We start from the raw sequence: 12,987 nt of genomic DNA on the forward strand, positions 1-12,987 counted from the left end.
CCCTGAAAACATCTATTTTACGATGAGCACGTCCTGCGCAGGATCTACCAGCCCGGAGGTGATGATTTTCATCTCGTGAACCTGATCCATGTTGGTCACCACCACTTCTATGATGCTGGATTTGGCTTCCTTCTTCACAAGATCCCAGTCCACTTCCATGAGAGGTGTTCCGATCTCCACTTTCTGACCGATTTCAGCCAGTCTTCTGAATCCTCTACCTTCCATTTTCACGGTATCGATGCCGATGTGCAGAAGAACTTCCAGTCCGCTTTCTGTGATGAAAGCCAATGCATGATTGGTGTCAAAAATATGAGCAATCTCTCCACGGACCGGTGAAACAACGGTTCCTTCATGTGGATCTATGGCGAAGCCGTCACCAATCATCTTTTCTGCGAAAAGAGCATCCGGAACTTCAGTAAGATCCAGCACCTTACCCTTCACAGGAGAAGCCATGATGGTTTCAATAATAGAAGCACCCTGCTCATGGTCTTCATCCTTACTTTCAGTCCCCACAACCTTCACCGCTTCAGGATTATCCATGATGACCTTGATTTCATCTTTCAGTGCTTCCGCTTCTGTGCCGAAAATGACCTGAATTCCGCTCTGTCCCACTTCCAAGACTCCTGGAGAGCCTAGAGCTTTGAGACGATTTTTGTCTACTTTCTTGGTGTCAAAAACTTCCAGTCTGAGCCTTGTGATACAAGCATCGATTGCCTTGATGTTATTTGTATTTCCTAAAGCCTTCAGTACTTCTACTGCTTTCTCTGTGACAGGAACTGCTTCTTTCTGAGTTTCGTCGGTGTCTCTACCTGGAGTCTTCAGATCCAGCTTCTTGATGAGGAAGTAGAACGCTGCGAAGTAGAGCGCTCCAATGACAAGGCCTACTGGAAGAAGCATCCATGGATTTCCAGCATTTCCTGTGGTGATGCTGACCACATAGTCAATGAGAGATGAGGTGAAGGTTTCTGTGAGTCTTACACCAAAGAGGTTCATCAGAAGTCCACCCACAAAGGCCAAGGAGATATGCGCGATGTAAAGCACTGGAGCAACAAACATAAAGGCAAACTCAATGGGTTCTGTGATACCCGTAATGATGGAAGTAAGAGCTGCAGTCAGCATCACGCCTCCAATGGCTTTCTTGTTCTTTGGCAGTGCTCTCAAGTAGATGGCAAGTGCTGCCGCTGGCAGACCAAAGATTTTTAAAGGATATTCAGCCGCTGTGATGGCTCCTGCAGTAGGGTCTCCAGCAAAGAATCTGGCAATCTCTCCCACATAAGTCTGTCCATCTGCTGCCACATAGGTGCCAAACTGTGTGGTGAACGGAGTCTTGAACACATGATGCAGTCCTGTTGGAATCAGCGCTCTATTACCGAAGGCATAAATCGCACCCCCTAAACGGAATCCAAAGATTTCTGCATCTATCGCCATCTGTCCAAGGGCATTGATGCCATTCTGGATAGGTGGCCATACAAATCCCAGGGCAACGCCGAGAAGAATGGAAACTACGACCATGATGATGGGCACCAGTCTTTTGCCTTCAAAGAAGCCAAGAACAGGATGAAGTTTCGTTTTAAAGTATCTCTGGTAGATTTTTGCTGCAATGATACCAATGATGATTCCGCTGAAGACCCCCATATTGATCGGATCTGCAAGGTTCTGAGCTGCAGACATGATGTCCAGCACTTTGATCAGAACCACATATCCTACAACGGCTGCAAGACCGGAAACGGCTTCTCCTGCTGTGAATCCTATGGCTACACCAACGGCAAAAATAAGGGGCAGGTTTTCAAATACAATAAGGCCGCCGCTGAAAAGCACCTTCACAAACACATCCAGCACAGGACTGTTTGCTAAAGTCTCCGCACCCGCCAGCTGCTCGATGATACGGGATAGTGCGACCATGAGTCCTGCCGCTGGCAGTACAGACACCGGAAGCATCAGTGATTTTCCGACTTTCTGCAAGATCGCAAAGAATCCGCCGGATTTTTTCTTGGTTTTCATAAGATTTTCCTCCTTTAACTTTTGAAAACGGGATATCGCTTGGAATAAAAAAAGCATGAGCTCATACAGAAAGTAAAGGCCAAATAGACTTTGGTCTTCTTTCTTTGTATCAACTCATGCCTGATCGAATCAGTTACACGGAACTATTTTTTACTATGATTTAATTTATATAAGTGCAGGGCGATATACCCGATTTCGTTTTCAGGAACTACTATACCAATATTTTTCTTCAAAAGCAAGCCTATATTTTCCGAGATTTTATACTCGAAGGGAAAATCTTTTTTCATTTTGTCCAAAAGAAGATTCTCAATGGTTTCATTTTTTACACAGCGCTCAATGAGGCCCCGGAGATGTGAAACCAGTCTGACACTGTCAAAGGAGTTCTCTTCTAAAGTGAGTCCCAGCTTATCCTCAATGTACGGAACCACCTGGCTGATGGCCTTCACATAAGACAAAGAATCGGACTTTTTCCCACCCATCCGTCCCCCATGGATGTGGAACGTGATAAAGCCTATCTCACTTTCAGGAATCTCAATATTCATCTGCTCTTTGAGAATTTCCACCGCTTTTTCCGCAATGGCAAACTCCTTTTTATAAAGCATCCTGGTCTCCAGAAGAAAAGGATTCACAATTTCAATGCCTTCCCGGATCCTTGAAAGGGCGAAGTTGATGTGATCGATGAGTCCAAAATGGATGTTCACATGGAGCGTTTCTCCAAGCTCCTTCTCAGCCATAGACACAATCTCTTCCACAATCCTTACAATCTTCTCGTCAGTGGTTTCTAGGAGGTGCTCGTACTGATTCTTATTGGTCTCATCCACCTGGATGAACACATTCTCGATGAGATTCGACTCCAAAAGAATGGACCCTTTTTTCTTGTTGAATCCAATACCCTTCCCAATGAGGATATACTCGTTCTGACCAAGGCTCACCAGAACCGCATTGTTGTTGAATGTCTTTTTGACCAGATAACTCTTCATAGACCTCACCTCCTTTTCAATACACTGATTCTACAGAAGAGGGAATCCCATTGTCAATCATTCATGTAAATGTTTCCGAATCTCTTACTCTTCTTTATTCAGATCCTTGCTGTTTTTCTCCTCCGTCAGAACTCCCGGTTCTCCATACTGGGCTGTATTTACCGGCAGCCCCTTCGCCTCCAGCTTCAGTTCCACATATTCCTTTACAATGGAGTATACCAGCACAAATATGGGCACACCCACAATGAGACCCATGACCCCTAAAAACTTTCCAGCCACGAGAATAGAGAATAGAATCCAGAAGGAGGAGATGCCAAGGGACTCTCCCAGAATCTTCGGTCCGATGTAATTCCCATCCAGCTGCTGCAGAAGGAAAATGAACAGAAGGAACCACAGGGCTTTCACAGGAGAGACAAACAGTATGATGATGAAGGATGGAATGGCTCCAATGAAAGGTCCAAAAAATGGAATGATATTGGTGACACCGATGATGAAGCTCACAAGCTCTGTATAAGGCATCTTAAAGAGGCTCAGACAGACAAACGCAATGATTCCGATGATAAGAGAATCCAGGACTTTGCCCACAAGAAACTTACTGAAAATCGTTTGGGTTCGTGTGAGAAGCTTTATGGTCTTTTCCGCATGTCTTGGTGCAAGAACGCCGTACAGGACTTTCTTGCCTGTGGCTAGGAACTTTCTTTTATCACTGAGAAGATACAGGGATACCACAATACCCAGGAACACATTCCAGATGGAAGTGGCAGTGCTTCTGATGAATCCCACCGTTGCAGGGAGGATCTCTTTCACAAGATTGTTGAGCGATACGCTCAGCTCATCCCAGCGCTGCTGCAGGAACGTAACCACTCTTGGATCCAGGGTATATCGCTCATTGAGATCCTCAATGAGATTACTGATGTTCGTGATATATTTCGGCAGTTCCATGACAAGACCTGTAATACTCGCCACAAGCTGTGGCAGAATGAATGCCAGAAACAGCGCAATAAAAGCAGCGGCTGCAAAGTATCCTAGAATCAGTGAAAGAACTTCTTTCCTTCTACGGAGCTCCGGCTTGCCAAGAGCTGTTTTACTCAGCCATTTATCTGCAAATACCACTAGAAAATTGATGACATAGGCAATGACAAACCCATAGATAAACGGATAAAGAATAGACATATAACGGCCTATGGCATTCAGGAATCCATCCAGTCCCGACATAATGAGAAAAAAGAGAATTGAGGATGCGATGACAAGAAAGGCATAGACAGCTATGGTTGAATATTTTCTGTTCCAGTCGATTTTCACTCTGATCGGCCTCCAAACACATAATATATAAATTATACCGTACTTTTCCATGATTTTGCTTAAGGATACTGAAGATTCACTCAGACAGCTAAAAAAAAGAGCCAAAAAGAAGATACACTTCTTTTCAGCTCTTTCATCTCTTCTTACTTATTTCTGTTCAGAAGTACCCAAAGAATATAATTGTTCAGAGATCTGAAATCTTTTTCTGCTTCCTTAGCCAGTTCTTCTTTCAGTTCCACAGGCATAGTGAACAGAATCTTTGTCTTTTCATCCTTATTTTTCATCACGCATTCTCCTTTATATAATTATTGATTTCGTCCATTTCAGTGAAATCTATTTCCCGTAATTCATTATACTATAGATATCATGAAATGTTAAGAGTACATCACATAATGTTATAGTGTTTCTTGAAATATTTATAAGTCTATCTCAACCGACAAAACATTATACCAAGGAAACCCCATCTATAGCAATACTTATTTTTGTGGCATCACTCCCATTGTTTTGTGAAAAATTTAATATCCAGGTATCATATTCCGTCAATACAACGAAGTGAATAGGCCTCTTAAATCCATGTAGCACATACAAAATAGATGTTTTATACACGCGTGTTCACATTTGAAGCCATGTATTTTCTATCTCTTAGACATTCAAACCAAATGAAAAAGGTCTGTTCTCAAATCATGAGAACAGACCTTCCATAGAACTATGAAACTTTTTTCTTGAGTACTGTAAGCAGAAGACCACCTACCACAGAACCAGCTGCTATCGCCACCATATACATGGGAAGGTTCCCGACAGCATTAGGTATTGGAAGTACAAAGATCCCACCATGAGGTACGGCAAGGGTAGCGCTGAATATCATCGACAGTGCACCTGCAACGGCTGACCCTGCCATTAAGGAAGGAATCACACGGATGGGGTCCGCTGCCGCAAAGGGGATGGCCCCTTCTGTAATAAAAGATGCACCCAAAGCCCAGTTCACTTTACCGGCCTGTCGTTCTTCCTGGGTATACTTGTTCTTTGCAATGACCGTAGAAAGCGCGATGGCCAGTGGTGGCACCATACCGGCTGCCATAACAGCCGCCATGACCTCAGAAGGCTGTCCCTGAGCTATGGTCGCAGCTCCAAAGGCATAGGCCGCCTTATTGATGGGCCCACCCATGTCCGCAGCCATCATCACACCAATGATTCCCCCTAAAAGGATCTTGTTGGTACCACTCATGCCATTGAGCCAGGAGAGTAAGCCATCATTGATGGACTTCACAGGGCCTCCTAGAATAAAGATCATGACGAGGCCTACAAAAAGTGTGGAGAGAACAGGTAAGATAAGTACAGGCATAAGACCTTCAAAACTCTTTGGAAGTCGTATTGCTTTTTTCAGAAGAACGACCGTGTATCCTGCGATGAACCCGGCGATGAGACCTCCCAAGAATCCGGACTGCACCGTATTGGCAATCATTCCGCCCACCATACCAGGAACAATACCAGGTCTGTCGGCTATGGAGTATGCAATGTATCCGGCAAGAATTGGGACCATAAGGCCAAAGGCGGATCCACCAATCTGCATCAGTGCCCAGGCAAGGGTTTCTTCTTCGTCAGCTGCATGAATACCAAAGGCAAAGGAGAAGGCAATGAGCAGTCCTCCAGCCACAACAAAGGGAATCATAAAGGAAACACCTGTCATGAGATGTTTGTACACACCAGTCTTTTTCTTCTCCGCTCCACTGGACTGATACTCTCTCACGTCCGCAGCTGCAGGTTTCGCCTCCAGCGCTTTGGTTATCAGGCCTTTTGCATCTTTGATCGCATCTTTCACAGACGCTTCCACCATAGGCATTCCTTGAAATCTGTCCTTGTCCACATTGGTGTCCACGGCCAGAATCACTGCGTCCGCCTCTCTAAGATCTTTTTCTGTGATGACATTTTCTGCTCCTACAGAACCCTGGGTCTCCACCTTGATTTCATGCCCCATCTCTTTAGCAGCAATCTGAAGAGCCTCTGCAGCCATATAGGTGTGGGCAATTCCTGTAGGACAGGATGTTACAGCAACTAGTTTCATCGTTTCTCCTCCTCAAAAATATATATATAAGTGCAATTAGGAACCGAAGACAGAGATAAACTCCTCAAAACTTTCAGCCTTCATGAGCTTTTCCCGAACATCTGAATGCATGAGATTCCTGGAGATTTCACTGAGTGCCCGCAGATGAAGGTCACTGGACTCCACTGGAACTGCAATGAGAAAAAAGAGATGGGCAGGTTTGTCATCCATGCTCTCATAGTCTACCCCTGTTTTGCTCTTACCGAAAACCATGGCAGGTTCGAGAACAGCATCACTTTTCCCATGGGGAATGGCAATGCCCATACCGATCCCGGTGGAGAACTCTTCTTCTCTCTTTAGCACAGCTTCTTTGAACCTTTCAGGATCAGATACTTTTCCGTCAGCTGCCAAAAGGGCGATGAGCTCATCAATGGCTCCCATCTTATCTTTGGCTTTCAGATCAAATGTGACACGGTTTTTCGAAAACATCTCTTTTGTATTCATTTGTTCCACTCCTTTATTTTTCTCTCTGCCTCTTTTAGATGTGCATAAATTTCTTCTTTTGTCGCAGCCTGGGTTCCTTCTTTCATCACCGCTGCTGCTCCACTGGCCTGGGCAAAGGTCAGCATCTCTTTGGGACTCATGTTCATTTCCAGCCCAAAGGTCAGTGCCGCCACCATGGCATCTCCAGCTCCTACTGTACTTCTCACAGGAACCTTCAAGCCCTCTGCCACATATGTATGAGCACCTGTAAGTAAAATACTGCCTTCTGCTCCTCTGGATATCAGCACCAGCTGAATTCCTTTTTGCACCAGCTTTTTTCCTTCCTGGATCATCTCATCCACACTCAATGATTCTTTTCCAACAATTCCCGCCAGTTCTTTCTCATTAGGCTTTACCAAAAACGGTATTTCCTGAATGGCCTGAACCAGAGCTTCTCCTTCTGCATCCACAAGGACACGTGCTCCTTTTTCTTTGGCCATTTTGGTAAGGATTCCATAGATCTCTTTCGGTACACCCTGGCTGACTCCACCAGAGAGCACCACCAGGTCTCCTTCTTTCACCAGAGCATGGTATCTTTCATAAAAGTCAGAGAGCTCTTCAGGAAGAATCTCTGGACCAGGCTCATTGAAATCTGTGTATTCTTTTCTCTCTTCGTCAACCACCTTGATATTCGTTCTTGTACTTCCGGTGACGCTCTGAAACTCATCTGTGATGCCAATGCTCTTCAGTTCTTTTCTGAAGACCTCCTCCAGGATGCCCCCAAGAAAACCTGTAGCAGCTGAGATCATCCCCAGCTCCTTCAGAACCTTTGAAACATTGATGCCCTTTCCCCCCATGTCATTTCTTGTGGTGTCCACCCGATTGACCTCTCCCATGGATACTTTCTTCAGCACCAGAGTCTTGTCCAGAGCCGGATTCAAGGTTACGGTAATGATCATTTTATGGCGCCTCCTTCTTATCTTCTGATTTCTATCCCTTGACTTTCATAAATTGCAGCCAGCTCCTCTTCCAGGTCTCCTGCTGTGATGACTGCAGTGATTTCTTTCAGTGGAGCGATGACAGCCAGACTCACCTGCTGAAATTTTGATGCATCCAGCACTGCATACACTCTTGTCGCAGATGAAACCATGCTCTTCTTGGTCATGGCCTCTACAAAGTTCGGCGTCGTGATGCCTTCCTCTAAAGTGATTCCATTGGCTCCGATAAATGCCATATCTGCTTTGAAACCTCTCAGCATATTTTCTGCCAGGGTGCCCACCATGGCTCTGGTGTTTCCTCTTAACACACCACCAGTCAGAATCAGTTCAATGCCTTCTATCCCGCTGAGTTCTTCTGCAATATCCAGTCCGTTGGTGATGACGGTGAGTTTCTTATGGTGGATTCTTTTTGCAATCTCTAGGGTTGTGGTTCCTGTATCCAGGATTACGCTGTCCCCATCTTCCAATAGGGAAGCTGCCAATTCTCCAATGCGTTCTTTTTCGGTAAAGTGTGCTTCTTTCTTTTCCTGAAAGCTCTGCTCATAGCTTTTTCTCTGAACACCTACGGCTCCTCCATGGGTTCTTTTCAGAAGATTCTTCTCTTCCAGTTCCTGAAGATCTCTTCTGATGGTGGATTCAGATACCTCAAAACGTTCTGCCAGCTCCAGCACCTTAACACTTCTTCCATTCTCTACCATCTGCACAATCTTGCTTTGTCTTTCTTCTGCAAACATAATCTTCCATCCTTTGCTCATTTATTATTATTTGTGATTGATTATGCTCGTTATGATTATTTTATATGCGTGTTTATGATTAGTCAATACGTTTTCATCGAAAATTCCAAAATATTTTCTCCTCATTCACGCATAAACGAGCAAATTCTTTCATTTCTTTCATTCTATCACAGGTTCACTTTTCTCCAAAGAAAAAGCACCGGTCTTCCGATGCTTCTATGTCTATTCTGTTTCCCGATTCCCGCGGAAAATCTTTTTTGCGCTTCCCTTGGCTGCCTTCGCGAAGGCTTTGACAACTTTCCCTGAATTTTCTCTTACAATACTGCCCATGAGAGACACCGCTTCCAGGGTAGCGCTTCTGCGCACCTCTTTCTTATCTGCTTTCACAAGGCTCTCTGAATATTTTTTCGCCATGGCGCCCACCCGAAGATAAAGAAAAGTGTTCATGGATCCTTCCGTAATAGAATTCACCAAAAGATTGGTCACATAGACCGTGCCAGGCAGAAGGCTGCCCAGGCTTCCGCCTAGGATCCCTGCAAGGACAGGCTCCAGCTGCTCATCCAGTAGATCTAGATCCTCAATGGATCTTGCCAGCATCACCGTGCCGAAAACATTGCTGTAAAGATAAATAAGTTCTCTTGCTGTCGGCTTCTGGTAGTAGATCCTAGCCACCTGGTAAATCATTTTCGTGAGGCTCACCATCATGAAAAGACCGTCCAAAGACCCATTCTGGGAGATGGCAGTGGTCAGAAATACGGAGGATGCCCCTTCCCGTATTTTTTTATCAGCCTCCAGTCTCAAGATGCCCTGAGCTCTTATGACATCCTCCAGGATCTGATTTTCCTCTCCAAAGACAAACCCGGATTCGAGAAGTGCTGGATTTTTTCTCATCCTTTCTTTCAGATGAAGAAGATATCTTCTGTATTCTTCCCCTTCAGTACTTTCCGGAAACTGAGGTTTCCTTCTTAAAGAAAGAAAGAGAGAAAGTGGAACGCCCAAAAGGATCCCAAAGAGCAGGATCACAAGGACCAAAGCAGTGTACCCGATATAAGGGTGTATGCTGTATGCATTCCGGTAAAGTGCTCCCGTTTCATTGAAAAGGACCAAAAGAAAAAGAAGAAAAAGCGCAAGTGAAAGGAAGGTCAGTCCTTTTTTCAAACTGCTCCACAAGTCTTCCAATGTATCACATCCTCACTATTTTCTTTCAGTATAATCTAATCTCTGCCTTTTTCACAATAAATGGAAAAACAAGAAGAAGATCCCCAAAAAAGAAGAAGGATGAACGTGCCATCCTCCTTTTCTTAAGCCTTATTAACTACATCTTCTCATATTCTTTTTCAAAGGTTTTGGTGCTTCTCACAGTATCCAGCGGCCTTACAAGACGCTCAATCGCTTCTCTCTGCCCCTCAAAGTAAGGTGGAAGCGACAGCTTTTCTCCTACGGTTTCATAAGGCTCATCCTGCAAGAACCCAGGTCCGTCTGTGGCAAGCTCAAAGAGGATCCCACGGTCCACACTGGCATAGAGGGAACCAAAATAGAATCTCTCCACAAATCCGGAGTTTCTCAGTCCAAATCCCTGATACCGTTCAATCCATTGCTCCAGCTCTTTTTTATCCTCTACCCGGAAGGCCACATGGTGTACCGTACCATAGCCTTGTCTTGCAAAACCGGATTTTTTATCCTCTTCCACAATGACGCTGGCTCCATTTCCACCTTCACCCATTTCAAAGAGATGGAAAGCCTCTTCAGCAGCAATCTCTCTCATCATGTAGACCTGCTCCAGAACCTGCTTGAAATAGCTGTACTCTGGAATTCTGATAAAGATCGGACCAAGTCCTGTGATGGCATACTCCAGTGGAATGGGCCCTTTTTCCCAGGGTGTTCCTGATGGAACTCCTTCATACTTCTCATCAGAAATGAGCATATACTTCTGATCGTCAAAATCTGAGAAATAGAGGACTTTCTTTCCGAAGAACTCTGTGATCCCTTCATGAGAAACCTTCAGCCTGCTAAACCTGCTTGCCCAATACTTCAGAGCCTCGTCAGTCGGAACTCTAAAAGAGGTCCTCGCGATCTCATTTGTTCCGTGGGTTCCTTTGGAAATCCCTGGGAAATCAAAGAACGTCATATCTGTTCCTGCACTCCCCTTATCGTCTGCAAAAAACAGATGGTAGGTCTGGATGTCATCCTGATTCACGGTTTTTTTCACCAGCCTAAGTCCTAGAGTATAGGTGAAAAACTCATAGATTTTTTCTGCGCTGCTGGTGATGGCGGTGACGTGGTGTATTCCTTTTAACTGATTCATTGTTCATTCCTCCAAATTATCATTTTAATCACATATTGTCATATTATTCTTTACTCTGGTCTTTCCAAATGGATCGTCTCTCCCAAAGTGCTGTAGTTTGCTCCTGCAAGCCTCGCCACAGGATCATACGCATCCATTCGGATTCTTCCTTCGTCATGGATCTCCTCGGAAAGATGCGCATAAACCACTTTACCAAGAAGAAGATCCGCAGTGGTTTTTCCATCTTCTTTTATCTCCAGATGGTCATAGAGTATACATTCCATCCGGACCTTGGCCTCCGAAACTCCTGGCACGGAAATTTTCCTGCTCTTCTTGATACTGAGACCTGTTTTCTCGATCTCGCTTTCTTCCGGCGGCAGAGAAGCGGCGCTCCCATTCACTGCAGTGAGATTCGTCTTATCCACACCATGAACCACAAACTCTTTCTGGCACAGAATATTTCTGGCCGTATCCTTCATAACTCCGTTTTTTCTTTGAATGGAAAGAGAAATCAAAGGCGGTACCGTGGATACAATACTGAAATAGCTGAAAGGTGCTCCGTTAAGCACTCCTTTCTCCGATAGGGAAGTCACAAAAGCAATGGGCCTAGGCACTATGGTGCCTGTGAATAGCTTGTATACCTCCCGCTCCGATAGAGTGCTCAAGTCTTTTTCAATCATTTTGTCACCTTCTCTCTCAGCGGTATGAGGTGTTTCGTGAGCTCTTCTCTTCTTTTCTCATACTGTACTGGCAGTTTCAGAGTCTCGCCCAGAGAGGAAAGAGGTTCATCCACTGAAAAACCAGGGGTATCTGTGGCAATCTCAAATAGGATTCCTCCACCTTCTCTAAAATAGATGGCGTTGAAGTAGTTTCTGTCCTTCACTTCGGTCACATAATGCCCCTTATCCGCCACATGACTTTGCCAGGAAAGATGGTCCTCGTCGTCCTGGGCTCGAAAGGCGATGTGATGCACTGTCCCTACAGAAAACTCTCCCCGCTCATAACTTCTCTTGTCCACATCGATGATGTTTCCAAGATCCGCTTCACTTCTGAACCTCACATAGATCTCATCTTCTTCACCTTTCTCATACCCCATGGTTTCTGAAAGGGCTCTCATGGTCTTCTCTGGGGCTACGGATAAAAGCACAGCACCTGAAAACCCGAGAATCCCTACGCTGGCATCCTGTGATCTCTGAGGCAGCTTTTTTTCCGTTAACTCCAGATGGAGTCCATGAACATCCTGAAATCCAAGATACCGTTCGCCAAATCTTTCGGTATAGTCAGAAGAGATCCCAAATGCTTTCAGTCTCTCTTCCCAGTAGGATAAGGATCCTTCGGGCACCGCATAGACCGTGGTTCCGACCTGTCCCCCGCCTCTTCTTCCTTTTCTAGCACCAGGCCAGGGGAAGAAGGTGATGATGGTACCGGGATCTGCCGTTTCATTTCCAAAATAAAGATGATATGTACCAGGATCATCAAAGTTCACCGTCTGCTTCACCAGTCTAAGACCCAGCACCGTCTCATAAAAATGAAGATTCTCCCTGGGGTCCCCAACGATGGCGGTGATGTGATGGATTCCTTTTGTTTTTTTCATAGTGCTCACTCCATTAATTCAAACTCGTATATCTCTAATTCGAGATATTATGGTAAATTTTTTTATACTTCTTTTGCATGAAACCCCAGCTTTTTCAATTGGGTTAACAGCACTTCCTTCTCTTCCAGCGGAAGGCCTCCCATGATTCTTGCAATGGTTTCCTGATGCTGTGGAAATATATCATCCATAAACCTCTTTCCTTCCTCTGTGATTGACGCAAAGGTAATTCTTCGGTCTTCAGGTGAAGGCACTCGCTTTAAGAAATTCTTCTTCTCCAGCTTATCCACCACATAAGTGATGCTGCTGCTGGAAATAAGAACTTTTTCTCCTATCTTCTGGATGGGCTGATCTCCTTTGCTGTAGATAAACTCCAGTACTGCGAACTCCGTGGTGTTCAGTCCATAACTTCTTATGTCTTTCTCCACACTTTTCTTGATGGCATCCAGGGTTCTGGTGAGTACCACAAAGAGTTTCATGGATATCTCTTCCTCTTTTCTTGTCGCTATGCCCATATGGATCCCCCTTTTTATCTTCAATTCATTTATCTTTTATTCGAGATAATTGTACCCA

The 12,987-nt window shown here is 44.9% G+C and carries 13 protein-coding genes; all 13 read right to left on the bottom strand.

Going from position 1 to position 12,987, the window contains the following annotated elements; translation table 11 throughout:
* Positions 1–12 precede the first annotated feature (12 nt).
* On the bottom strand, positions 13–2,001 hold the full coding sequence (locus DEF30_RS04055) for a PTS transporter subunit IIABC (RefSeq protein WP_294096755.1): 1,989 nt from the start codon (positions 1,999–2,001) through the stop codon (positions 13–15).
* Between the two features lie 143 nt (positions 2,002–2,144).
* Positions 2,145–2,981, bottom strand: a complete 837-nt coding sequence (locus tag DEF30_RS04060) for a PRD domain-containing protein (protein ID WP_074912310.1) — start codon at positions 2,979–2,981, stop codon at positions 2,145–2,147.
* Between the two features lie 84 nt (positions 2,982–3,065).
* Positions 3,066–4,283, bottom strand: coding sequence for an AI-2E family transporter (locus DEF30_RS04065; RefSeq protein ID WP_074912311.1), 1,218 nt, complete (start codon positions 4,281–4,283; stop codon positions 3,066–3,068).
* A 143-nt stretch (positions 4,284–4,426) separates the two neighbouring features.
* A complete protein-coding gene (locus tag DEF30_RS04070) occupies positions 4,427–4,567 on the bottom strand; it encodes a hypothetical protein (protein ID WP_155953258.1) in 141 nt (46 codons plus the stop codon).
* Positions 4,568–4,989: 422 nt separating this feature from the next.
* Positions 4,990–6,345, bottom strand: a complete 1,356-nt coding sequence (locus DEF30_RS04075) for a fructose-specific PTS transporter subunit EIIC (RefSeq protein WP_294096762.1) — start codon at positions 6,343–6,345, stop codon at positions 4,990–4,992.
* Positions 6,346–6,381: 36 nt separating this feature from the next.
* The gene (locus DEF30_RS04080) at positions 6,382–6,828 is read right to left on the bottom strand and encodes a PTS sugar transporter subunit IIA (protein WP_294096764.1); all 447 of its coding nucleotides are present in this window, start codon (positions 6,826–6,828) and stop codon (positions 6,382–6,384) included.
* The gene (gene pfkB / locus DEF30_RS04085; RefSeq protein WP_294096766.1) at positions 6,825–7,766 is read right to left on the bottom strand and encodes a 1-phosphofructokinase; all 942 of its coding nucleotides are present in this window, start codon (positions 7,764–7,766) and stop codon (positions 6,825–6,827) included. Before pfkB ends, DEF30_RS04080 begins: the two co-directional genes overlap by 4 nt.
* Before the next feature lie 17 nt (positions 7,767–7,783).
* Positions 7,784–8,539, bottom strand: a complete 756-nt coding sequence (locus tag DEF30_RS04090; protein ID WP_294096768.1) for a DeoR/GlpR family DNA-binding transcription regulator — start codon at positions 8,537–8,539, stop codon at positions 7,784–7,786.
* A 222-nt stretch (positions 8,540–8,761) separates the two neighbouring features.
* Complete coding sequence (locus tag DEF30_RS04095) at positions 8,762–9,718, bottom strand: DUF697 domain-containing protein (protein WP_294096770.1); 957 nt, start codon at positions 9,716–9,718, stop codon at positions 8,762–8,764.
* Between the two features lie 136 nt (positions 9,719–9,854).
* Positions 9,855–10,844, bottom strand: coding sequence for a ring-cleaving dioxygenase (locus tag DEF30_RS04100; RefSeq protein WP_294096772.1), 990 nt, complete (start codon positions 10,842–10,844; stop codon positions 9,855–9,857).
* A gap of 50 nt (positions 10,845–10,894) precedes the next feature.
* Complete coding sequence (locus DEF30_RS04105; protein ID WP_294096774.1) at positions 10,895–11,503, bottom strand: flavin reductase family protein; 609 nt, start codon at positions 11,501–11,503, stop codon at positions 10,895–10,897.
* Positions 11,500–12,417, bottom strand: a complete 918-nt coding sequence (locus tag DEF30_RS04110) for a VOC family protein (protein ID WP_294096776.1) — start codon at positions 12,415–12,417, stop codon at positions 11,500–11,502. The genes DEF30_RS04105 and DEF30_RS04110 overlap by 4 nt, the downstream gene beginning before the upstream one ends.
* 62 nt (positions 12,418–12,479) lie before the next feature.
* Positions 12,480–12,929 (bottom strand): MarR family transcriptional regulator, encoded by a 450-nt coding sequence (locus tag DEF30_RS04115; protein ID WP_294096778.1) that lies wholly within the window; start codon positions 12,927–12,929, stop codon positions 12,480–12,482.
* Positions 12,930–12,987 lie beyond the last annotated feature (58 nt).

This window comes from Proteiniclasticum sp., from assembly GCF_003514505.1.
GTDB lineage: Bacteria > Bacillota > Clostridia > Clostridiales > Clostridiaceae > Proteiniclasticum.